Source organism: Streptomyces viridiviolaceus (assembly GCF_014650995.1).
Classification (GTDB): domain Bacteria; phylum Actinomycetota; class Actinomycetes; order Streptomycetales; family Streptomycetaceae; genus Streptomyces; species Streptomyces viridiviolaceus.
Genome location: NZ_BMWA01000015.1, coordinates 178040 through 199443, shown reverse-complemented (window position 1 = coordinate 199443; position 21404 = coordinate 178040). Strand labels below are relative to the sequence as shown.

At 71.9% G+C, this 21404-nt stretch carries 23 protein-coding genes; 16 read left to right on the top strand and 7 right to left on the bottom strand.

The window, feature by feature from the left end; genetic code table 11:
- The coding region (locus IE260_RS41790) for a hypothetical protein (protein ID WP_229881111.1) at nucleotides 1-231 on the top strand (231 nt) is incomplete at its 5' end.
- Here IE260_RS41790 and IE260_RS41785 read toward each other — a convergent pair.
- Both IE260_RS41785 and IE260_RS23300 read right to left on the bottom strand, forming a co-directional pair.
- Nucleotides 221-1825 carry an ABC transporter permease gene (locus tag IE260_RS41785; protein ID WP_229881110.1) on the bottom strand — a complete coding sequence of 535 codons (1605 nt, stop codon included), beginning with the start codon at nucleotides 1823-1825 and terminating at the stop codon, nucleotides 221-223. The genes IE260_RS41790 and IE260_RS41785 overlap by 11 nt on opposite strands.
- Nucleotides 1822-2730: an ABC transporter ATP-binding protein gene (locus IE260_RS23300; RefSeq protein WP_189874956.1), complete on the bottom strand. Its 909-nt coding sequence runs from the start codon at nucleotides 2728-2730 to the stop codon at nucleotides 1822-1824. Before IE260_RS23300 ends, IE260_RS41785 begins: the two co-directional genes overlap by 4 nt.
- A 74-nt stretch (nucleotides 2731-2804) precedes the next feature.
- On the opposite strand from IE260_RS23300, the gene IE260_RS23295 reads away from it, so the two are divergent.
- Nucleotides 2805-3308: a GbsR/MarR family transcriptional regulator gene (locus IE260_RS23295; protein WP_189874954.1), complete on the top strand. Its 504-nt coding sequence runs from the start codon at nucleotides 2805-2807 to the stop codon at nucleotides 3306-3308.
- 273 nt (nucleotides 3309-3581) lie between these two features.
- Here IE260_RS23295 and IE260_RS23290 read toward each other — a convergent pair whose 3' ends face one another.
- The gene (locus tag IE260_RS23290; protein WP_189874952.1) at nucleotides 3582-4442 is read right to left on the bottom strand and encodes a diacylglycerol kinase family protein; all 861 of its coding nucleotides are present in this window, start codon (nucleotides 4440-4442) and stop codon (nucleotides 3582-3584) included.
- 185 nt (nucleotides 4443-4627) lie between these two features.
- Here IE260_RS23290 and IE260_RS23285 point away from each other — a divergent pair, with 185 nt between their 5' ends.
- Both IE260_RS23285 and IE260_RS23280 read left to right on the top strand, forming a co-directional pair.
- Nucleotides 4628-5911: an adenylosuccinate synthase gene (locus IE260_RS23285; protein WP_189874950.1), complete on the top strand. Its 1284-nt coding sequence runs from the start codon at nucleotides 4628-4630 to the stop codon at nucleotides 5909-5911.
- 80 nt (nucleotides 5912-5991) lie between these two features.
- A complete protein-coding gene (locus IE260_RS23280) occupies nucleotides 5992-6192 on the top strand; it encodes a hypothetical protein (RefSeq protein WP_189874948.1) in 201 nt (66 codons plus the stop codon).
- Between the two features lie 23 nt (nucleotides 6193-6215).
- Here IE260_RS23280 and IE260_RS23275 read toward each other — a convergent pair whose 3' ends face one another.
- The 3 genes from IE260_RS23275 to IE260_RS23265 all read right to left on the bottom strand — a co-directional run bounded on the left by IE260_RS23275 (nucleotide 6216) and on the right by IE260_RS23265 (nucleotide 9207).
- Complete coding sequence (locus tag IE260_RS23275) at nucleotides 6216-6866, bottom strand: putative DNA-mimic protein (protein WP_189874947.1); 651 nt, start codon at nucleotides 6864-6866, stop codon at nucleotides 6216-6218.
- Nucleotides 6867-7008: 142 nt separating this feature from the next.
- Nucleotides 7009-7710, bottom strand: coding sequence for a GntR family transcriptional regulator (locus IE260_RS23270; protein WP_189874945.1), 702 nt, complete (start codon nucleotides 7708-7710; stop codon nucleotides 7009-7011).
- A 141-nt stretch (nucleotides 7711-7851) separates the two neighbouring features.
- A complete protein-coding gene (locus IE260_RS23265; protein WP_189874943.1) occupies nucleotides 7852-9207 on the bottom strand; it encodes an aspartate aminotransferase family protein in 1356 nt (451 codons plus the stop codon).
- Nucleotides 9208-9372: 165 nt separating this feature from the next.
- On the opposite strand from IE260_RS23265, the gene IE260_RS23260 reads away from it, so the two are divergent.
- The 3 genes from IE260_RS23260 (at nucleotide 9373) to IE260_RS23250 (ending at nucleotide 12440) form a co-directional block, all read left to right on the top strand.
- Nucleotides 9373-9987 (top strand): type 1 glutamine amidotransferase family protein, encoded by a 615-nt coding sequence (locus tag IE260_RS23260; protein ID WP_189874941.1) that lies wholly within the window; start codon nucleotides 9373-9375, stop codon nucleotides 9985-9987.
- Entirely contained in the window at nucleotides 9984-10460 is a 477-nt protein-coding gene (locus IE260_RS23255) for a MarR family winged helix-turn-helix transcriptional regulator (protein WP_189874939.1), read from the top strand. Before IE260_RS23260 ends, IE260_RS23255 begins: the two co-directional genes overlap by 4 nt.
- A 78-nt stretch (nucleotides 10461-10538) precedes the next feature.
- Nucleotides 10539-12440 (top strand): serine/threonine-protein kinase, encoded by a 1902-nt coding sequence (locus IE260_RS23250; RefSeq protein ID WP_189874937.1) that lies wholly within the window; start codon nucleotides 10539-10541, stop codon nucleotides 12438-12440.
- Between the two features lie 418 nt (nucleotides 12441-12858).
- Here the strand turns inward: IE260_RS23250 and IE260_RS23245 are convergent, their stop codons facing one another.
- The gene (locus IE260_RS23245) at nucleotides 12859-13611 is read right to left on the bottom strand and encodes an SLATT domain-containing protein (protein ID WP_189874935.1); all 753 of its coding nucleotides are present in this window, start codon (nucleotides 13609-13611) and stop codon (nucleotides 12859-12861) included.
- A 294-nt stretch (nucleotides 13612-13905) separates the two neighbouring features.
- Here IE260_RS23245 and IE260_RS23240 point away from each other — a divergent pair, with 294 nt between their 5' ends.
- From IE260_RS23240 to IE260_RS23200, 9 genes are all read left to right on the top strand, one after another.
- Nucleotides 13906-14250 (top strand): YbaB/EbfC family nucleoid-associated protein, encoded by a 345-nt coding sequence (locus IE260_RS23240; protein ID WP_189874933.1) that lies wholly within the window; start codon nucleotides 13906-13908, stop codon nucleotides 14248-14250.
- A 59-nt stretch (nucleotides 14251-14309) separates the two neighbouring features.
- Entirely contained in the window at nucleotides 14310-14909 is a 600-nt protein-coding gene (recR, locus tag IE260_RS23235; RefSeq protein ID WP_189874931.1) for a recombination mediator RecR, read from the top strand.
- A complete protein-coding gene (locus IE260_RS23230) occupies nucleotides 14902-15561 on the top strand; it encodes a DUF5063 domain-containing protein (protein WP_189874929.1) in 660 nt (219 codons plus the stop codon). Before recR ends, IE260_RS23230 begins: the two co-directional genes overlap by 8 nt.
- Before the next feature lie 84 nt (nucleotides 15562-15645).
- Complete coding sequence (locus IE260_RS23225; protein WP_189874927.1) at nucleotides 15646-16458, top strand: DUF5753 domain-containing protein; 813 nt, start codon at nucleotides 15646-15648, stop codon at nucleotides 16456-16458.
- Entirely contained in the window at nucleotides 16455-16640 is a 186-nt protein-coding gene (locus IE260_RS23220; protein ID WP_189874925.1) for a DUF397 domain-containing protein, read from the top strand. Before IE260_RS23225 ends, IE260_RS23220 begins: the two co-directional genes overlap by 4 nt.
- A 282-nt stretch (nucleotides 16641-16922) precedes the next feature.
- The gene (locus IE260_RS23215) at nucleotides 16923-17969 is read left to right on the top strand and encodes a hypothetical protein (RefSeq protein WP_189874923.1); all 1047 of its coding nucleotides are present in this window, start codon (nucleotides 16923-16925) and stop codon (nucleotides 17967-17969) included.
- Nucleotides 17970-18031: 62 nt separating this feature from the next.
- Nucleotides 18032-18610 carry a Uma2 family endonuclease gene (locus tag IE260_RS23210; protein ID WP_189874921.1) on the top strand — a complete coding sequence of 193 codons (579 nt, stop codon included), beginning with the start codon at nucleotides 18032-18034 and terminating at the stop codon, nucleotides 18608-18610.
- 205 nt (nucleotides 18611-18815) lie between these two features.
- On the top strand, nucleotides 18816-20093 hold the full coding sequence (locus IE260_RS23205) for an aspartate kinase (RefSeq protein WP_189874919.1): 1278 nt from the start codon (nucleotides 18816-18818) through the stop codon (nucleotides 20091-20093).
- On the top strand, nucleotides 20093-21169 hold the full coding sequence (locus IE260_RS23200; protein ID WP_189874917.1) for an aspartate-semialdehyde dehydrogenase: 1077 nt from the start codon (nucleotides 20093-20095) through the stop codon (nucleotides 21167-21169). The genes IE260_RS23205 and IE260_RS23200 overlap by 1 nt, the downstream gene beginning before the upstream one ends.
- Nucleotides 21170-21404: the final 235 nt, after the last annotated feature.

Below are 21404 nucleotides of genomic sequence, written 5' to 3'. Positions count from 1 at the left end.
GTGGGCCGCGCGGCCTCGACCGCCGGGCCTCGCGCCGCAGTGACCGCGGCCGCCCGCGCGGCCCTGCGCCGCAGTGACCGCGGGCAGTCGTGCCGCCTGGGGCGGCACGGGTGGGCGCGGCGGCACCCCGTCAGCGCCGGCCGCGCCGCCCGCGCCGCCCCGGCGTCGGCGGACGGTCACGTCGTGACGGGGGCCGCGCCGCCCCGGCCACGGCGGACGGTCACGTCGTGACGTCCCGCCGCCGCAGTCCCGCCAGCCCCGCAGACACCAGCACCACGGCGACCAACGTCAGCACCAGCACCGGCGCCCAGCTCATCCCCCCGCCCGGCAGCTTCGGCAGATGCCCGAACGGCGAAACGTCCAGCACCGCCTGCGGCACATCCAGCGCCGGCCCCACCCACCCGAGCAGCAGTACCGCCCCGGCCACCCCCCACGCCGCCACCGCGGCCCGCGGCAGCACCCCGTGCAACAGCACGGCCGCCCCGCCGATCACCCACACCGCGGGCAACTGCACCAGGCACGCGCCGAGGATCGCCCCGACGTCCTCCCCGTACCCGACCGCGAACCCGACCCCCGCGAGCAGCATGATCAGTGCCGCCCCGCCGAACGCGATCACCAGATGGCCGGCCGCCCACCGCAGCCGCCCCACCGCAGCCGCCAGCACCGGCTCCGCCCGCCCCGAGGTCTCCTCCCCGCTCAGCCGCAGCACCGACGCCACCACGTACAGCGCGGCGATCAGCCCGAGCATCCCGACCATCGCGGACACGAACGCGTCCGTCAGCCCGGCCTGTCCGCCCATCCGCTCGATGATCGCGCGGGCCTGCTCGTTGTCGCCGACCAGATCCGCCGCGCCCTCGGTCATCCCGCCGTAGACGACCCCGGCGAGGAAGAAGCCGATGCTCCAGCCGAGCACGCTGCCCCGCTGCAGGCGCCAGGCCAGCGCACCGGCCGAGGCCAGGCGCCCGGCGGCCGGCCCGGGCCGGGTCGGCAGGAAGCTCATGCCGATGTCCCGCCGCCCGGCGAGCTCGTACGCCGCGGCGCCCTGCACCGCCGCCGCACCGGCGATCAGCAGCAGCACCCACCACCGCTCGCCGGCGAACGCCCGCAGGTTCTCCAGCCAGCCCAGCGGCGAGACCCAGGTCAGCACGGACGAGCCGTCGACCGTCGCCGAGTCGCCCGCCGCCCGCAGCACGAAGGCCGCTCCCAGCACGGCCGCCGCCAGCCCCCGCGCCAGCCGCGCGCTCTCCGTCAGCTGCGCGACGATCGCCGCCATCGTGGCGAAGACCATGCCGACGCCCGCGATGCCGAGCCCGAGGGCCAGCGCGCCGGCGGCCCCCTGCCCGGCGAGCCCGGCCACCACCAGCAGCGCCAGGACCCCGTTGGCGACCGCCGCCGTCAGCAGGGCCGCCGTCAGCGAGGCCCGGCGGCCGACCATCCCGGAGGCGACCAGCTCCTGCCGGCCGCTCTCCTCCTCGTCCCGGGTGTGGCGTACGACGATCAGCAGGCTCATCACGGCGGCGAGCGCGGCGGCGTAGACGCCGACGCGCCAGGCCGTGAGCGCGCCGAGGGAGTCGTCGAAGACGGGGCCGACCATGGCCCGCAGCGAGGAGTTGGTCTCCATCTGCCGCATCAGGCCGGCGCGCTCGGCCGCCGTGCCGTACAGGCCCTTGAGGGTGTTCGGCATGGAGAGCACCATGAGCGCGTTCACCGCGACCCAGACCGGGATCATCACCCGGTCGCGGCGCAGGGCGAAGCGCAGCAGCGTGCCGGTGCCGGCCAGCTGGCGGGAGCCGCCGGACCGTACCGCGAAGGACGTGGCGGTCACAGTGACGCCACCTCCTCGGCGCCCTCGTTCTGGTAGTGCCGCAGGAACAGCTCCTCCAGCGTCGGCGGTGTCGAGGTCAGCGACCGTACGCCCGCCTCGCTCAGGGACCTGAGCACCGCGTCCAGCTTGTCGGTGTCGACCTGGAGCCGGACCCGCCTGCCCTGGACGTCGAGGTCGTGCACGCCGGGCAGCCGGGCCAGCCCGTTCGGCGGACCGGCGAGTTCGGCCGTCACGCTGGTCCGTGTCAGATGGCGCAGGTCGGCGAGCGTGCCGCTCTCGACCGTGCGTCCCTTGCGGATGATGCTGACCCGGTCGCACAGCTCCTCGACCTCGCTGAGGATGTGGGAGGAGAGCAGGACGGTCCGCCCGCGCTCCCGTTCCTCGGCGACGCACCGCTGGAAGACCTCTTCCATCAGCGGGTCGAGGCCCGAGGTCGGCTCGTCCAGGATCAGCAGGTCGACGTCGGAGGCGAACGCGGCGACCAGGGCGACCTTCTGCCGGTTTCCCTTGGAGTAGGTCCGGCCCTTCTTGGTCGGGTCCAGCTCGAACCGCTCGATCAGCTCCGCCCGGCGCCGTGTGTCCAGGCCACCGCGCAGCCGGCCGTAGAGGTCGATGACCTCGCCGCCGGAGAGGTTGCGCCACAGCGTCACGTCACCGGGGACGTACGCGATCCGGCGGTGCACCTCCACCGCGTCCGACCAGGGGTCCCGGCCGAGCACCTGGGAGGCTCCCGAGTCGGCGCGCAGCAGGCCGAGCAGGACGCGGATGGTGGTGGACTTGCCGGCGCCGTTGGGGCCGAGGAATCCGTGCACCTCGCCGGACTCGACGTCCAGGTCGAGGCCGTCGAGCGCGTGCGTGCGGCCGAACGACTTGTGGAGTCCGGAGACGCTGATTGCCTTCGTCATACTTCGGAACGTACGCTACTTTCAGAAAATTGTGAAGTTAAGAAACCGCCAAGGATGTGAGGGATGATCGAACAATGACGGAACGAGCGGAACCAGCGGGAGTGGGGCGCGACCCCGAGGCGGTGTCGAAGTTCGTGGAAGGCTTCGCGGCACAACTCGTCGAGGCGGGGATGCAGCGGATGCCGGCCCGGGTGTTCGCCGCGCTGCTGGCCTCCGACTCGGGCTCGCTGACCTCGGCGGAACTCGGCGAACAGCTGCGGGTCAGCCCGGCCGCCGTCTCCGGCGCCGTGCGCTACCTCGCCCAGCAGCACATGGTGTCGCGCGAGCGCGAACCCGGCTCCCGGCGCGAGCGGTACCGGGTGCACAGCAACCAGTGGTACGAGGCGCTGACCAACCGCGAGGCCGTCCTCAAGCGGTGGGAGACGGCGCTGCGCGATGGCGTCACCAGCCTCGGCGCCGACACACCGGCCGGCCGCCGCATGGCCGAGACGCTCGCGTTCTTCGAGTTCGTCGACGGCGAGATCGCGGCCATGATGGAACGCTGGCGGGCACACCGGGAGAAGACCTTCGGCGCGTAGCGCCGGCCGGCAGACCCCGCACCACCCACGCCCGGCCCCGCACGCGCCCGGGGCTGCCGGAGCCAGGTCCCGGAACAGCGGCCGGAGCCAGGTTCCGGAACAGCCCCCGCGCACGCAGGCCGGTCGTCACCCCGGCAGCGTCAGCCCCGACGCTCCCTCGTGCACCACACGCGCCCGGCCCCGCACGCGCCCGGCCCTGCACGCGCCCGGCCCCACACGCCGTCCAGGCCGGAGCCAGGTCCCGGAACAGCCCCCGCGCACGCAGGCCGGTCGTCACCCCGGCAGCGTCAGCCCCCACGCCCCTTCGTGCACCACCCAGGTCCGCGTCCGCACCGGTCCCGACACCACCGCGTCGGCCCGGTAGCGGAAGTGCGCCCCGGAGACGGTCACGGTGCGGCCCGTCGCCGTCAGCGGTGACGCCGCCGCCCCCACCGACACCGGCCGCACCACCACCTCGGCCACTCCGCCGGCCCCCGGCGTCACCGACACGCCCTCGACCGGCTGGTGCAGGTCGACCAGTGTCGTCCCGTCGATCTCCACCCGCAGCCGGGCCGGCCCGCCCCCCGCGGCGGCCGTCGTCCGGGCCGGCCGCGAGGCCGCCAGCGTCCGGACGAGGGACTGGCAGGTCCGCAGCCAGGGCCGTACCGGCGCCGCCGCGCCCTCTCCCGCCGGCCCCTCCCGCACCGGAACGGAAGGGATCCCGACCGCCCCCAGCACCACTCCGTCGCTGTCGTCGACGAGCAGATCCAGCCGCCGCTCCGCCCCGTCCAGCACCGCCCGCGCGGCCGCCACCGCACCCGTCGGCAGCCCCAGCGACCCGGCGAGACCGAGCGCCGTGCCCACCGGCACCACCGACAGCGCGCACGCCGCCAGCTCCCGCTGCCGGTGCAGCAGCGCCACCGCGCGGACCAGCGCCCGGTCGTCACCGATCACCACCGGCCGTCGCGAGCCCCGCCGCCCGAGCGCCCGGGCGAACTCCTCCGGACCGTCCGGCAGACACACCTTCGTGCTCGCCGCACCCGCGCTGAGCACGTCTTTCGCGATCCGGACGGACTCGCCGTCCGTCCGACGGGCGACCGGGTCGATGACCACCAGCAGCTGATCGGAAGTCGCGGAAGTCGCCACCTCGGCCATGCCTCGCTTCCTCGGGTAGCATCTTTGTGCAAGAGCCCCTTGCGCTATTGCGCCAGGGGCTTCGTCTATTCCGGGGCATCCGGTCCGACGGTTGGCGGCCAACGACGGTCGCGGTGTACGCGGCTGAAATCAGCCGTGTACGTCCCTGACCCTGGACATGCCCCGCCCGGAAGGGGTGTACGCGCGTGCCCGCACTTGTGCTGCTCGGTGCTCAGTGGGGTGACGAAGGCAAGGGAAAGGCGACGGACCTGCTCGGTGGATCCGTCGACTATGTGGTGCGCTACCAGGGCGGCAACAACGCCGGCCACACGGTAGTCGTGGGTGACCAGAAGTACGCCCTCCACCTGCTCCCTTCCGGAATCCTGTCTCCCGGCTGCACGCCGGTCATCGGTAACGGCGTCGTCGTCGACCCGTCGGTCCTGTTCTCCGAGCTGAGCGGGCTGAACGAGCGCGGCGTCGACACGTCCAAGCTCCTGATCAGCGGAAACGCGCACATCATCACGCCGTACAACGTGACCGTCGACAAGGTGACGGAACGCTTCCTCGGCAAGCGCAAGATCGGGACGACCGGTCGCGGCATCGGCCCGACCTACGCCGACAAGATCAACCGCGTCGGCATCCGCGTCCAGGACCTGTACGACGAGTCGATCCTCACCCAGAAGGTCGAGGCGGCGCTCGACGTCAAGAACCAGATGCTCACCAAGTTCTACAACCGGCGCGCGATCGCCGTCGACCAGGTGGTCGAGGAGCTGCTGGGCTACGCGGACAAGCTCGCTCCGTACGTCGCCGACACCGTCCTGGTCCTCAACCAGGCCCTCGACGACGACAAGGTGGTCCTCTTCGAGGGCGGCCAGGGCACGCTCCTGGACATCGACCACGGCACGTATCCGTTCGTGACCTCGTCGAACCCGACCGCGGGCGGCGCCTGCACCGGTGCCGGCGTCGGTCCGACCCGGATCAGCCGCGTGATCGGCATCCTGAAGGCCTACACGACCCGTGTCGGCGCGGGCCCGTTCCCCACGGAGCTCTTCGACGAGGACGGCGAGGCGCTGCGCCGGATCGGCGGCGAGCGGGGCGTGACCACCGGCCGCGACCGCCGCTGCGGCTGGTTCGACGCGGTGATCGCCCGCTACGCGACGAGGGTCAACGGCCTGACGGACTTCTTCCTGACGAAGCTCGACGTCCTGACCGGCTGGGAGCAGATCCCGGTCTGCGTCGCCTACGAGATCGACGGCAAGCGGGTCGAGGAGCTGCCGTACTCGCAGTCGGACTTCCACCACGCGAAGCCCGTCTACGAGATGCTGCCGGGCTGGAGCGAGGACATCAGCAAGGCCAAGACCTTCTCCGACCTGCCGAAGAACGCCCAGGCGTACGTCAAGGCGCTGGAGGAGATGTCCGGCGCCCCGATCTCCGCGATCGGCGTGGGCCCGGGCCGGGACGAGACGATCGAGATCAACTCGTTCCTGTAGGTCCGTGAAGGCGCCCCGGATGCTGCCGTTCGGCCCCCTCGGGCGGGCGGCGGCGCCGGGGCCGGTGTCGGATCGGGTGTATGGCCGACCCCGACCGTTCAGCTCCCTGCCAGGGCCCGTACGGCACCGAGGGCGACCCCGCGGACTGCGGTGACCCGGTCCGCTTCGAGGTCGCCCGGCATCGGCGCCCGCCGCTTCGGGTGTGCCCCGTGCACCTGGGGCCGGCGCTGCTGCTCGCCGACGGGGTGCTGTGGCCGCCGGGGATCTCCCTGATCCGCTGAAGCCGCGCCGGCCCCGTGGGCGCTCAGCTGAAGACGATCATCGAGCCCTGCGCCAGGCTCCGCGTGGCCGCCGCGTGCAGGCCCAGCCACACATGGCGTTCCCGGGCGAAGGGGCTCGGGTCGTACGGGGCCGGGACGGCCGGCTCCTCCAACTCCGTCGGCGCGAGCGGCGGTTGCGGCGCCGCCGGGGGGTTGGCCGGGTCGATGCCGAGGGCCGGGGCGACGGCCTCCAGCTCCCGCAGCAGGCCGTGGGAGGAGCCCAACGGGCCGCCGCCCGCGAGGAGTTCGTCGTCGGAGAGCGGGTGCGGGAAGTCGACGGGGACGTACGCGCCCGCGTGGTCGTAGTGCCACACCAGGTGCGACTGCTGGGCCGTCGCCTCGAACATCTCCAGCAACTGTTCGTAGTCGCCGCCCAGTTCGTCCACCGGCGTCACCGGCAGGCCGCACACCTGGAGCAGGTACGCGCGGCGCAGGAAGTGCAGCGCGTCGTAGTCGAAGCCGGCCACCGGGGCGACCTCGCCGGACAGCCCCGGCATGTACTGGTACACCGGCACCGGCGGCAGCCCGGCCTCGGCGAGCACCTTGTCGTATTGCGCGAGTTCCTCGGCGAACGGGTTGTCCGGGGTGTGGCACAAGACGTCGACGAGCGGTACCAGCCACAGGTCACAGGCCAAAGGAGGGCTCCTCACACAGCACGGTGGTCAGGGCAGCGTAGTCGGTGCGGCGCGGGGGCGAGTCCCCTCGTGTCCCCCCTCGTGCAGGTCCCATACCCATGTGGGGCCGGACCACGTCACGCGGCGGCCACCGATCCGGCGCTCAGCCCGAGGCGAGCCGTTCGACGAGGGCGAGGGAGTGGGCGTTGTAGGCGTCGACGAGGTCGCGGGCGCCGGGGGCGTCGCGGCGGGCGAGGGTGTCGACCAGCTCGGTGTGCCCCGACCACAGCACCCCGCGCAGATCGCTCAGCGGGCGCAGGTACTGGACCGTGCACACCCAGCTCTGGACGCGCAGCCGGTGCAGGAAGTCGGCGAGGTAGGCGTTGCCGAACAGGGCGGCCAGCTCACGCCAGAAGCGCAGGTCGTAGCCGATGAGCACGGTGAGGTCGCCGCAGGTGGCGGCGCGCTCCGCCTCCTCGCCGCGTCGGCGCACCCCGGCGAGGGCGGCGGCGAGACGCGCGTCGTCGGGCCGCAGCAGGTCCTGGCGGCCGTCGACGAGGGCTTGGAACATCCCGTCGGTGACCAGGCTGCGGGCCTCGACGATGCCGCGGAAGTCCCCGACCGAGTACTCGTGCACCCGGAAGCCGCGATGGTGGTCGGCGTCGAGGAGCCCCTGCGCGGACAGGTCGACGAGGGCCTCGCGCACCGGGGTCGCGGACACCCCGTACTGCTCGGCGATCTCCTTGACGGTGAACTCCTGACCCGGCTGGAGCCGTCCGGCGAGCACCTCGTCGCGGAGCGCGTCGGCGATCTGCTGCCGCAGGGTGCTGCGCGTGACGGCACCGTTGGCGCTGGGGCCGGGCATGGTCGGGCGTCTCCTCGTCGCGTTCGGGCGGCGTGCTCGCACAAGTGCTCACTCGTGTGCGGGCGTGTGTCCTCGCACATGTCTACGAGCACGCCACCTTACGCGTTCGGGTTCCCTCCCCGGCCCCTCGCGGGCAATGCCCTACGCGGTGTATTCGTCCGCGACGGACAGTGCCGCGTCGAGGGCCGCCAGGCCCTCCTTCAGCTCGGCCTCGCTCACGTTGCACGGCGGCACCACGTGCGTCCGGTTCATGTTCACGAACGGCCACACGCCGTGGGCCTTCGCCGCGGCGGCGAACGCGGCCATCGGGGTGTTGTCCTGGCCGGTCGCGTTGTACGGCACCAGCGGTTCCCGGGTCTCCCGGTCCTTCACCAGCTCCAGCGCCCAGAACATGCCCACTCCGCGCACGTCGCCCACGCTCGGGTGCCGCTCGGCCAGCTCCCGCAGCGCCGGTCCGAGGACGTCGGCCCCGATCCGGGCGGCGTGCTCGACGACGCCCTCCTCCTCCATCACGTTGATCGTGGCGACGGCGGCGGCGCAGGCCAGCGGGTGCCCGGAGTAGGTCAGCCCGCCGGGGTAGGCGCGCTCGGCGAAGGTCTCGGCGATCCTCCCGGAGATGGCGACGCCGCCCAGTGGCACGTACCCCGAGTTCACGCCCTTGGCGAAGGTCATCAGGTCGGGCACGACGTCGAACAGGCCGGCCGCGAACCACTCGCCGGTCCGCCCGAACCCGGCCATGACCTCGTCCAGCACGAAGACGATCCCGTACTTGTCGCAGATCTCGCGCACGCCGGCCAGGTAGCCGGCCGGCGGCACCATGATCCCCGCGGTGCCCGGGATCGTCTCCAGGACGATCGCGGCGACGGTCGACGGCCCCTCGAAGGCGATCGTCGTCTCCAGGTGCTCAAGGGCGCGGGCGCACTCCTGCTCCTCGGTCTCGGCGTAGAAGCGGGAGCGGTACAGGAAGGGCGCCCAGAAGTGCACGACGCCGGCCGAGCCGTTGTCGGAGGCCCAGCGCCGGGGGTCGCCGGTGACGTTGATCGCCTGCTGGGTGCCGCCGTGGTACGAGCGGTACGCCGACAGCACCTTCGGACGTCCCGTGTGCAGCCGCGCCATGCGCACGGCGTGCTCCACGGCGTCCGCGCCGCCGTTGGTGAAGAAGATCTTGTCCAGGTCGCCGGGGGTCCGCTCGGCGATGAGCCGCGCCGCCTCCGAGCGCGCCTCGACGGCGAACGCGGGCGCGAACGTCGTCATCCGCGCGGCCTGCTCCTGGATCGCGGCGACGACCTTGGGGTGCTGGTAGCCGATGTTCGTGTAGACGAGCCCGCTGGTGAGGTCGAGGTAGCGCTTGCCGTCGTAGTCCCAGAAGTACGACCCTTCGGCGCCGGCGACGGCGAGCGGGTCGATGAGCTCCTGTGCGGACCAGGAGTGGAAGACGTGCGCACGGTCCGCGGCCTTCACGGCGGCGCCGGCCTTGGGGTTGGGCTGAGGGGTCATGCGCCCGAGCGTAGATGTCCGCGATGCGGAAACGGAATCGGCGTCCTGTCTGTGGACGGGGGCTTTCCGCGACAGGTTGTCGACGGACCGGGGCCCATCGAGCATTGACAGTATGCTGTCTGACTGTCAGCATGCTGTCATCATCTTTCGGGTCCAGGAGGAGCCATGAACGGCAGCACCCGCAAGCCCGTCCACCTCGCCGTCCACGACGCCATGGCGGACTGGGAGACCGGCCACGCCACGGCCCACCTGGCCCGCGCCGGGTACGAGATCCGCACCGTCGGCCCGTCCACCGCTCCCGTCCGGAGCATCGGCGGCCTGCGTATCCAGCCCGACGACGCCCTGGCCGACGTACGGCCCGAGGACAGCTCCCTGCTGATCCTCCCGGGCGGCGACCTCTGGGACACGGGCGACGACCTCGCCCCCTTCGCCCGCACCGCCCGCGCCTTCCTGGACGCCGGCGTGCCCGTCGCCGCCATCTGCGGCGCCACCGCCGGCCTCGCGCGCGAGGGCCTGCTCGACGACCGCGCCCACACCGGCGCCGTCTCCTTCTACCTGGCGGCGACCGGCTACGCGGGCGGCGAGCGGTACGTCGAGGCGGACGCGGTCACCGACGGCCTCCTGATCACCGCCGGTCCCACCGAGCCGGTCGCCTTCGCCCGCGAGATCCTCGGCCTGCTCGGGGTGTACGAGGGCGAGGTGCTGGACGCCTGGTACCGGCTGTTCCACGACTCGGACCCGGAGGCGTACGCCGTCCTGGAGAAGGCCGGAGCGCAGTGACCGGCAAGCGACAGGACCTGCTCAGCCGCGGCGCGCTCGGCGTCTTCCGTCTCAACGGCCAGTTCCTCGCGATCGCCGAGGAACTGGCCCGCCCGGCCGGCCTCACCGCCGCCTGGTGGCAGGTGCTGGGCGCGGTGCTGCGCGAGCCGCTGCCCGTCTCCGGCATCGCCCGCGCCATGGGCATCACGCGGCAGAGCGTGCAGCGGATCGCCGACCTGCTCGTCGACCGCGGCCTCGCCGAGTACCGGCCCAACCCCGCCCACCGCCGCGCCAAGCTCCTCGCCCCCACCGAGGCGGGACGCGCGGCCGTCTCCCGGATCGATCCGGCTCACGCCGCCCTCGCCGACCGGCTGGCGCGGGCGTACGGGTCGGACGCGGAGCTGGCCGAGGCCGTCCGCGTCCTCGAACGGCTGTCGGAGGTGCTGGACCGGCTCGGACCGCCGGATGCCGGCCCGCCTGTTACGGAACCGTAGACAACGCCCGGCACCCCCGGCCCCGACCCCGCACTATTCTCGATCTGTTGCTCACGTGCGGGGGGAAGGCGGCGCAACATGGAGAAACTCGGGGGCGGAGATCCGCAGCAGATCGGGGCCTACCGGCTGCTGGCGCGGCTCGGCGCGGGCGGCATGGGGCACGTCTATCTGGCCCGGTCGGACCGGGGACGCACCGTCGCCGTCAAGCTGGTGCGCGAGGAACTGGCCCAGCAGGAGGAGTTCCGGGAGCGGTTCCGGCAGGAGGTCGAGGCCGCCCGCAGGGTCGGCGGCCACTGGACGGCGCCCGTGCTGGACGCCGACACCGAGGCCGCCGTGCCGTGGGTCGCCACCGGGTACGTGGCCGGGCCCAGCCTCCAGCAGGTCGTCGGGCACGACCACGGTGCCCTGCCCGAGCGGTCCGTGCGCATCCTGGCGGCCGGGCTCGCCCACGCGCTCAAGGACATCCACGCCGCCGGGATCGTGCACCGCGACCTCAAGCCCTCCAACGTGCTCGTCACCATCGACGGCCCCCGCGTCATCGACTTCGGCATCGCCCGGGCGCTGGAGACCGTGACCGACGGCGGGCTCACCCGGACCGGCGCGCTGGTCGGGTCGCCCGGCTTCATGGCGCCCGAGCAGGTGCGCGGCGACCGCATCACGCCCGCCTGCGACGTCTTCTGCCTCGGCTCCGTCCTCGCCTACGCGGCCACCGGCAACCTCCCCTTCGGCACCGCCAACAGCGGCGTGCACGCCCTGATGTTCCGCATCGCCCAGGAGGAACCGGACCTGGACGGGGTGCCCGAGGGCATCTCCGACCTCGTGCGCGACTGCCTGAAGAAGGACCCCGCCGCGCGCCCCACCCTCGACGCCGTCCTGCAGCGCACCGGGGCCCAGGACACCGTCGCCGACGGCCGGTCCATGGACCCCTGGCTGCCGGGCGCCCTGGTCGCCCAGCTCGGCCGGCACGCGGTGCGACTGCTGGACACGGAGAACCCGCAGAATCCGGTGGGACAGGCCCCCGCCGCCCCGCCGGAGCACGCACCCGCGGCCGACGACTCCGCGCCGCCGCCGAACGCCGACCCGGGCCAGGACCCGGCACCGGACGGCCGGGAACCGGGCGCGACGGCGGGCCCACCGCCACCGGGACAGCCGGGCGCCGGTGCCCCGCTCAACCACCTCCCCACGCTGGTCGCCGGCCAGGGCCCCCCGACGCCCCCGCCCACGCACCCCGCGTACGGCCATCCGCAGCCGCACCCCCGGCCCGCCGCCCACGGCCACCCGCAGCACCCCGGTGCCGGAGCCTGGGGACCGGCACCGGGAGCGCCGGGCAGCACCCCGCCGTACCACCCGTACGGCGGCCTCGGCCCGACCCCGCCCTACGGGCCCCCGGCGGAACCACAGCGAAGAGGGCGCTCGACCGCGCTGCTGGTCCTGGTCGCCCTGGTCGTCGCGCTCGCCGCCGGCGGCTCGGTCTACGCGCTGATGAGCGGGGGCAAGGACGACGGGGCCGACGGCGGCCCCACCGGCACCCCGACCACGACGGTCGCGTCCTCGACGCCCGGCTCCGACTCGCCCGATCCGACCACGCCGTCGACGTCGCAGGAGCCGACCACCCCGACGCCGGACGCCGGTACGATCCCGACCGGCTTCCTGGGCACCTGGACCACGACCATCGACAACGCCTCCGGCGTGCACAGCCGGCGGCTGACCATCCAGCAGGGCGAGGTCGGCGACACGGTCCTGTCCCTCGTGGCCGACGGCCCCGCGGGCAACGGCACCTACCACTGCGTGTTCGAGGCCGACCTGACCGCCGACCCGGGCACCGACGGCCCGCTGAGCATCGGCCCCTCGACCGTGACCGTGGGCCCGGCCTCCTCCTGCACCCCCGGCGAACCCACCCGGGTCACCCTCCTGCCGAACGGCACCCTGGAACGCGTGAACACCACCAACGGCGAAAGCCTGACGTACACCCGGGAGTAACCGCACCCACCGCACCCACCGCACCCGCCGTACCTGCGGTCGCCCGCGCCGCCGCACCCGCCGTGGCTGCGGGCAGTCGCGCCGCCGCACCGTCGTAGCTGCGGGCAGTCGTGCCGCCGTACCTGCGGTCGCCCGCGCCGCCGCACCCGCCGTGGCTGCGGGCAGTCGCGCCACCGCACCGTCGTAGCTGCGGGCAGTCGTGCCGCTGGGGCGGCACGGGTGGGCGCAGCGGCACCCCGTCAGCGCCGGGCCGCGCGACCCACCCCCGGCCCGCCCCCACGCCGGGCACCCGGCAAACGCCGGACGGCCGGTGCCGCACTCACGCCGGTTCACCAGCAGCACGCCGGCCCAGCGCACCCACCCCTCACCGCACCGCAGGAAGCCACCGCACCGCCGGAAGCCACCGCACCGCCGGAGGTCACCGCGGCTCCGGCGGCCGCTGCCGAGGCATGTTCGGCCGCGCACCCCCCGGCGGCACCGCGAACCGCCCCTGCGCCACCCCCACCTCCGACGCCCGCGCCCCACCGCCCACCACCGACTGCATCCCCAGCGGAGCGGGCCCGCTGCGGAACCCCACCATCCAGTCCGCCGTCTCCGCCCGCACCAGCTCCGTCACGTCCTCCGAGAACCGCCGCAGCACCAGCAGACACCGCTCGGCCGCCTCGGCAGCCGTCCCCTCCGCCGGCCCCAGCACCTCCCGCGCGCTCTCCGCCGCCCAGTCGAACTGCAGGGCCTGGAGCCGCCGCTGCACCGCCTGCGCGGTGGCCACGTCCCTTATCCAGCCGGACGTGACCCCGAAGTACCGGTCCGCGGCCACGCACGCCACCCCGAGCAGCAGCGCCAGATACCCCCAGGGCGCCGCGCCGCCCACGGCCCCCGTCATGTCCAGCAGCGGCAGCGCGGCCCCGGCGACCGCCCCCGTCGCGGCCCCGCCGCGCAGCAACCGCGCCCCCCGCCGCTTGCCCGCCCGGTCCGCGAGATACCAGGCCGCCGTGTCCAGCGCCCCCCGCTCCACCCACCGGTACAGCTCGTCCAGGCGCTCGGCGGGCATCCCCCAGTCGCCGAGCGGAAACGCCCGCCCGGTCAGGTCGCCCGGCCGCCGTCCGGCCGCCCCCTCGCCGCCCCGCCCGTCCTGCGGCGGTCCCTCGGGCTGCATCTCCGGCTGACCCACCCGGCACTCCCTACTGATCACGACTGCTCGCGGATGAACACGGTGCGTGACGATCTCGTAGCGTACAAGTGGCCCCTGATGACAGCTGATGACACCTGAGGCGGACGTGTCGCCCCTTCCTACCTCCCAATGGGTGGCCAAGCCCCGGGTTTGGCCTCTTTTCCGCCCGGAAGGGGGCCTTGGTCAGGTATACGACTCACCAGTGAGTCACTCGAAAGAGTGCTGGAGCGAGGGCCGCTCGGACCACGTAGGCTCGTGCCGAACGGGAAAAACCCGCAGCGATAGGAGCTGAACGTGATCCCCGGTGGTGGCCAGCCCAACATGCAGCAGCTGCTCCAGCAGGCCCAGAAGATGCAGCAGGACCTCCAGCGCGCCCAGGAGGAACTGGCGCAGACCGAGGTCGACGGGCAGGCGGGCGGCGGCCTGGTGAAGGCCACCGTCACCGGCTCCGGCGAGCTGCGCGGTCTCGTGATCGACCCGAAGGCGGTGGACCCGGAGGACACCGAGACCCTCGCCGACCTGATCGTCGCGGCCGTACAGGCCGCCAACGAGAACGCGCAGACGCTCCAGCAGCAGAAGCTCGGTCCGCTCGCCCAGGGTCTGGGCGGCGGCAGCGGCATCCCCGGTCTGCCTTTCTAAGACGGGCCGAAGCCCTCTACCGTACGTAGCACAGGAACCTCAGGAAGGACGGCAGTCCGTTGTACGAAGGCGTGGTCCAGGACCTCATCGACGAACTCGGGCGACTGCCCGGCGTCGGTCCCAAGAGCGCGCAGCGGATCGCCTTCCACATCCTCCAGGCGGAACCGACCGACGTGCGGCGCCTCGCCCAGGCCCTCATGGAAGTGAAGGCCAAGGTCCGCTTCTGCGTGACCTGTGGCAACGTCGCGCAGGAGGAGCAGTGCAACATCTGCCGCGACACGCGCCGCGACCCGTCGGTCGTCTGCGTCGTGGAGGAACCGAAGGACGTCGTCGCCATCGAGCGCACCCGTGAGTTCCGCGGCCGGTACCACGTGCTCGGCGGCGCGATCAGCCCGATCGACGGAGTCGGCCCCGACGACCTCCGCATCCGTGAACTGCTCGCCCGCCTGGCGGACGGCACGGTCACGGAGCTGATCCTGGCCACGGACCCGAATCTGGAGGGCGAGGCCACGGCCACGTACCTCGCCCGCATGATCAAGCCCATGGGCCTCAAGGTCACCCGCCTGGCCAGCGGCCTCCCAGTGGGCGGCGACCTGGAGTACGCGGACGAGGTGACCCTCGGCCGTGCCTTCGAGGGGAGACGACTCCTAGATGTCTGACGCCACGCTGCACGCGACCCACCAGAACCCCGACGACTTCGCGGTCCAGATCGCGGACCAGATCGAGAGCTTCCTGGTCGCCGTCACGGAGGTCGCGAAGGGCGACGAGCCGGACTCGGCGGTCCCCTTCCTCCTCCTGGAGGTCTCCCAGCTGCTCCTGGCCGGCGGACGCCTCGGGGCCCACGAGGACATCGTCCCGGACGAGCGCTACGAGCCCGACCCGGGCCCGGAGCAGGACGTGGACCAGCTCCGCGAGAACCTCGCCCGCCTCCTCGACCCGATCGACGTCTACTCGGAGGTCTTCGACCCCTACGAGCCCCGGAAAGCCCCTGTCCCGGCCCGTATCTCCGACGACCTCACCGACGTCATCACCGACCTGCGCCACGGCATGGTCCACTACCGCGCGGGCCGCACCACGGAGGCCCTGTGGTGGTGGCAGTTCTCCTACTTCTCCAACTGGGGCTCCACGGCCTCGGCGACGCTCCGCGCGCTCCAGTCGGTCGTCGCACACGTCCGCCTGAACCAGCCCCTGGAGGAACTGGACGGCCTCGACACCGACCAGGATCTCGGTGACGAGGTGCTGGAAGCGGAGGCCGGCCGCGTGATGGCACGGGAGATCGCGGGGCCGCTGGGGCTGCGCCCGGTCAAGTAGTCGCTGTTCGTGCCGACATGGTCACGCGGAGGTGTCATCGAGGCTACGCTCGGTAGTGAACCGAGGTAGTCGGAGGTGCGCGCTGTGCCGGTCCCGAACAACAACTCCCAGCCCCCCGCGGCCTGGTGCTACAGCGGCAACCAGCTCAAACGCTGGCGCACCCTGGCCAACGTCAGCCGCGAGGCCCTGGCCGCCGCCGCCAACTACGCCCCCGAGACCATCGCGTCGATGGAGCGCGGCGTACGCATGCCAACGCCCAGGGTGCTGGACGTGGCGGACGAACTGTGCGGCGCGCAGGGGATGTTGAGCGCGGCGAAGGAGTACGTGCGAAGGGAGCGGTACTCCGCGCGGGCGGTGGACTTCATCGAGCGGGAGCGGGAGGCGACCAGTCTCTGGTGGTACGAAGTCGCTCTGATTCCCGGACTGTTGCAGACGCAGGCGTATGCACGGGCGCTGATCGACAACCGCATCCCGCCGCTGGATGAGGAGACGGTGGAGGAGCGGGTGGCGGCCCGGATGGAGCGGCAAGCCATCCTCACCTCACGCAAGCCGCCGGTAGGACTGAGCTTCGTACTCTACGAGGCTGTGCTGCGCAGTCCGTTGGTGGACGAGGAGCAGCTTCAGCGGCTGCTGGAGGTCTCCCGGCTGCGCAATGTCGTGTTGCAGGTGCTGCCCTTCGAGCAGGCTTTCAGCGACGCACTGATGGGCCCGATGGTGCTGGGGGAGGGGCACGACCACGAGCGATTCGCCTTCATGGAGGGCGCGTTCGCGAGCGAACTTTCGGCCGATCCAGGGATTGTCAGCCGCGTGACCGAGCGGCTTAGCATGATCCGCACGCGGGCTCTCGACCCCCACGAGTCGGCCCGACTCATCGAGCGGATGGTGACTCAGACATGAGCGACCAGATGAAGTGGTGCAAGTCGAGCTACAGCGACAACGAGGGCGGCGCTTGCGTCGAGGTCGCGCGCTCCGCCGCCATCCACGTCCGTGACTCCAAGACCGCTCCCTCCGGCCCCGAACTCCGCATCGGGGCCTCCGCCTGGACGGCGTTCATCGCCGCAGTTCAGCCCGAGGCTTGAGCCCTGGGCTTCGAGCCCTTCACCTGGGTTTTCTGGTCTGGTTGAAATTCCCAACCAACCAAGTCTGTACGTGAGTTGAGGCGTCCTACCTCGAAAGAGTGACGTTCCGTGATCGGCTTGCGCCGGAACGTAAAGCGGCTCTAGGTTCGCGGCAAACCAGCAAATGAGTCGGCCCCGGCGGTGCGCCAACACCAATCCGGGGCCTGACCTACGGATCGAACGGAGACTTCGACCGTGGCTTACGCCCACCCTAGTCCTGCCCTGCCGTCCCCGTCCCACCCCGTGGCCAAAACGGGTTACGGCAAACGTCCCGCAGGTGACGAAGACCCGCACGCGGACCCGGACTTCGCACATCTGCTCCCGCGGGACGCCGAGGTCGCCGTCTTCATCGACCATCTCGACACCGGTCACGCGATGGGCCACAAGGTGCTGGCGGCGGAGCACCCCCGCTACGGCCAGCAGGCGATGCGTACGTCGCTGTCCCGCATCACCGAGGCCGGCCATCTGCGCTGGATCAAGGAGCACATCACCGTCGAGGACGGCACCATGCGGTGGGTCACGCGGACGTACTGGTCGCGTACGCGCAGGTCACGGGAGTGGTGGGCGCAGTTCGCGCGGGAGCGGCACGGCAAGGACGTGACCAGGGACCACCAGCCGGGCCTGGCCCGGATCGAGGAGATGGTGGCCGCCGCCGTGCCGGTACCGGCCGCCCCCGAGCCGGAGCCCCGGCCCAAGATCCAGCCCGAACCCCGTCCCGAGTCGGTCGGTGCCGCGTACCGCGCCCTCACCGCACTCCGCGCCGCCGACGCCCGTATGCCGCTCACCGAAGGCGACTGCCGCTCCCTCGCGCCCCTCGCCGAGCAGTGGCTGTCCCGTGGAGCGACGCCGAACGACATCACCCGAGCCCTGACCGAAGGGCTCCCGCCCACCGTCAGCAACCCGGGCGGACTCGCCCGCCGACGACTGGAGTCGAAGATGCCTCCACAGAAGACGGAACCCCGTGCCAAGGTGACCCGCGTGATCATGGCCTGCGCCACCTGCGACCAGGACGAACGCACGGTGAAGATCGACCGCGGCATCTGCGAGAACTGCCGCGAGGAGCTGGCGGACGAGCCGTTGACCGACGAGTCCATGGTCAGGGAGATCGAGGAGATCGCCCACCTGGGCGTCACCTCGGCGTACTTCCTCAAGAAGAAGCTGGAGCGCGCCACGGGAGGCCCCGTTCCCGACACGTTCCGTTCGGTCCCCATCGAGGACCGCGTCTTCTACCACTACCGCGACAACCGCGACCGGATCGCCAACGGCCTCCCGCCGAGGCGCTGGAACTAGGAGGCGCTGTGAGCGTGCAGGAGGCGCCGGTCGGGGCACCATGGTGTCGAGGAGGCGACGCCATGACCGCCAGGACCGAGCACCAGCCGCAGATGTCCGTCGAGGAGTTCGAGCAACTGGAACGCCATGCCCCGGAGACCGTGCGGCTGGAGTTCATCCACGGGAAGGTCCAGGTCAAGGCAGTGACGGACGGCAACCACGACCAGATCATCGCCTGGTTGCAACGGCTGTGCATGCAGCACCGGCCGGAGCTGTGGCTCTACGCCGACCGTGGCATGCAAGTCGAGAAGTACCGCAGGGGGCGGGCGCGCCCGGACGGCGTTCTCGCACCGTTCGGATTCATCAGGGGGCACGGGGACTGGTCTGATGCGGAAGGCGTGCTCATGGCGGTGGAGGTCACGTCGTACGACTCCGACACACATCAGCGCGACCGGGTCGAGAAACCCGATGTCTACGCCTCTGCAGGCATCCCTGTCTACCTCCTCATCGACCGCGACGACTGCTCCGTCGTCGTGTTCAACCAACCCGAGGACGGTCGCTACCGCCACACGGAAAAGCTGCCCTTCGGCGCATCCGTGAAGCTCCCCGACCCCGTCGGCATCACCCTGGACACCGAGCCCCTCAAAGAACTCGCGGCCTGAGCGGCTCCCGCTTGTGAACCTGTGACACACCGCACTTTCCCGAGTGACCGGCATCTGCCTGGGCATGAGCCTGCCTGGACGAACGAGGGACCGGGAGTCTCACCATGCGGTATCGCAGGGGGGAATTTCGGACGCTCGATAGACTGAGCCGACCGCAGTACATATACGTACGTGCGGAAAGAGACGGAATGAGCGAGGAGCGCACGTGGGCCTTGTCGTGCAGAAGTACGGAGGCTCCTCCGTAGCCGATGCCGAGGGCATCAAGCGCGTCGCCAAGCGGATCGTGGAAGCGAAGCAGAACGGCAACCAGGTGGTTGCGGTCGTTTCCGCGATGGGCGACACGACGGACGAGCTGATCGATCTCGCCGAGCAGGTTTCCCCGATGCCTGCCGGGCGCGAGCTCGACATGCTGCTGACCGCCGGAGAGCGGATCTCCATGGCCCTGCTGGCCATGGCGATCAAAAACCTGGGCCACGAGGCCCAGTCCTTCACCGGCAGCCAGGCAGGTGTCATCACCGACTCGGTCCACAACAAAGCCCGGATCATCGACGTCACGCCGGGCCGTATCCGCACCTCCGTGGACGAGGGCAACATCGCCATCGTGGCCGGCTTCCAGGGCGTGAGCCAGGACAGCAAGGACATCACCACGCTGGGGCGGGGCGGCTCCGACACCACCGCCGTCGCGCTCGCCGCCGCGCTCGACGCGGACGTGTGTGAGATCTACACCGACGTCGACGGCGTGTTCACCGCCGACCCGCGCGTGGTGAAGAAGGCCCGGAAGATCGACTGGATCTCGTTCGAGGACATGCTCGAACTGGCCGCCTCCGGGTCGAAGGTGCTGCTCCACCGCTGTGTGGAGTACGCCCGCCGGTACAACATCCCGATTCACGTGCGCTCCTCCTTCAGCGGGCTGCAGGGGACGTGGGTCAGCAGCGAGCCGATCAACCAAGGGGACAAGCAGGTGGAGCAGGCGCTCATCTCCGGTGTCGCGCACGACACCTCCGAGGCCAAGATCACGGTCGTCGGTGTGCCGGACAAGCCGGGCGAGGCCGCCGCGATCTTCCGGACGATCGCGGACGCCGAGATCAACATCGACATGGTCGTGCAGAACGTGTCCGCCGCCTCGACGGGCCTGACGGACATCTCCTTCACGCTGCCGAAGACCGAGGGCCGCAAGGCCATCGACGCCCTGGAGAAGAACCGGTCCGGCATCGGCTTCGACTCGCTGCGCTACGACGACCAGATCGGGAAGATCTCGCTGGTGGGCGCCGGGATGAAGACCAACCCCGGTGTCACCGCCGACTTCTTCACCGCCCTGTCCGACGCCGGCGTGAACATCGAGCTGATCTCGACCTCCGAGATCCGCATCTCGGTCGTCACCCGCAAGGACGACGTCCCCGAGGCGGTCCGGGCCGTGCACACCGCCTTCGGGCTGGACTCCGACAGCGACGAGGCCGTCGTCTACGGAGGCACCGGCCGCTGATGGCCGAGACCGAACGGCCGGGGCGGGCCGGACGACCGACGCTCGCGGTCGTGGGAGCGACCGGAGCGGTCGGTTCGGTCATGCTCCAGATCCTGTCCCAGCACGCGGACATCTGGGGCGACATCCGTCTGATCGCCTCGCCGCGCTCGGCCGGCCGCAAGCTGGCCGTGCGCGGTGAGGAGGTCGAGGTGGCGGCGCTCACCGAGGAGGCCTTCGACGGCGTCGACGTCGCCATGTTCGACGTACCCGACGAGGTCGCGGCCCAGTGGGCGCCGGTCGCCGCCGCCAAGGGCGTGGTGGTGGTCGACAACTCCGGCGCGTTCCGGATGGACCCGGACGTGCCGCTCGTCGTACCCGAGGTCAATCCGCACGCCGTGCGGATGCGCCCGCGCGGGATCGTCGCCAACCCCAACTGCACGACGCTGTCCATGATCGTGGCGCTGGGCGCGCTGCACGCCGAGTTCGGGCTGCGCGAGCTGGTCGTCTCCTCGTACCAGGCGGTGAGCGGGGCCGGGCGGGAAGGCGTCGAGACGCTGCGCCGGCAGCTGTCCCTGGTGGCCGGTACGGAGCTGGGGACCAGCCCCGGTGACGTGCGGCGGGCGGTCGGCGACGACACCGGGCCGTTCCCGGAGCCGGTCGCGCTGAACGTCGTGCCGTGGGCCGGGTCGCTCCGCGAGGACGGCTGGTCGTCGGAGGAGATGAAGGTGCGGGACGAGTCCCGCAAGATCCTCGGGCTGCCGCAGCTTCCCGTCGCCGTGACGTGCGTACGGGTGCCGGTGATCACCACGCACTCCCTGACCGTGCACGCGCGCTTCGAGAGCGAGGTCACCGTCGACCGGGCCCGGGAGATCCTGGCCACCGCGCCCGGTGTCGTGCTCTTCGACAATCCGGCCGCGGGGGAGTTCCCCACCCCCGCCGACGCGGTGGGCACCGATCCGACGTGGGTCGGCAGGGTGCGGCGGGCGCTGGACGACCCCACGGCGCTCGAACTCTTCGTGTGCGGCGACAATCTGCGCAAGGGAGCCGCGCTGAACACCGCGCAGATCGCCGAGCTGGTGGCGGCAGAGCTCGGCTGAGCGGGAAAACCGCTGGCTGATGCGGGGTTCGTTTGTAGGATCCGTGAAGCAGATGTGATCCGGAAGATGATCCGGACCACTTGTACCGGCCCCCTGCGGCATCAGAGGATTTCCTCCCCGCCCTCCGCAACCACGCGGAGGGCGGGGAGCGTCTTTGCGGTCGCCCCTCCAGGGCACGCCGGACGCGTGCCTCGGCGTGGGGACGCCGAGGGCCGGGCGTGGGGACGCCCGGTCA

Coding starts and splice junctions, on each gene's coding strand:
- IE260_RS23210 (WP_189874921.1), top strand. CDS start 18,032: ATGACCGCCAGGACCGAGCACCAGCCGCAGATGTCCGTCGAGGAGTTC.
- IE260_RS23290 (WP_189874952.1), bottom strand. CDS start 4,442: ATGGCCGAGGTGGCGACTTCCGCGACTTCCGATCAGCTGCTGGTGGTC.
- IE260_RS23230 (WP_189874929.1), top strand. CDS start 14,902: ATGTCTGACGCCACGCTGCACGCGACCCACCAGAACCCCGACGACTTC.
- IE260_RS23280 (WP_189874948.1), top strand. CDS start 5,992: ATGGCCGACCCCGACCGTTCAGCTCCCTGCCAGGGCCCGTACGGCACC.
- IE260_RS23265 (WP_189874943.1), bottom strand. CDS start 9,207: ATGACCCCTCAGCCCAACCCCAAGGCCGGCGCCGCCGTGAAGGCCGCG.
- IE260_RS23260 (WP_189874941.1), top strand. CDS start 9,373: ATGAACGGCAGCACCCGCAAGCCCGTCCACCTCGCCGTCCACGACGCC.
- IE260_RS23295 (WP_189874954.1), top strand. CDS start 2,805: ATGACGGAACGAGCGGAACCAGCGGGAGTGGGGCGCGACCCCGAGGCG.
- IE260_RS23200 (WP_189874917.1), top strand. CDS start 20,093: ATGGCCGAGACCGAACGGCCGGGGCGGGCCGGACGACCGACGCTCGCG.
- IE260_RS23270 (WP_189874945.1), bottom strand. CDS start 7,710: ATGCCCGGCCCCAGCGCCAACGGTGCCGTCACGCGCAGCACCCTGCGG.
- IE260_RS23300 (WP_189874956.1), bottom strand. CDS start 2,730: ATGACGAAGGCAATCAGCGTCTCCGGACTCCACAAGTCGTTCGGCCGC.
- IE260_RS23220 (WP_189874925.1), top strand. CDS start 16,455: ATGAGCGACCAGATGAAGTGGTGCAAGTCGAGCTACAGCGACAACGAG.
- IE260_RS23250 (WP_189874937.1), top strand. CDS start 10,539: ATGGAGAAACTCGGGGGCGGAGATCCGCAGCAGATCGGGGCCTACCGG.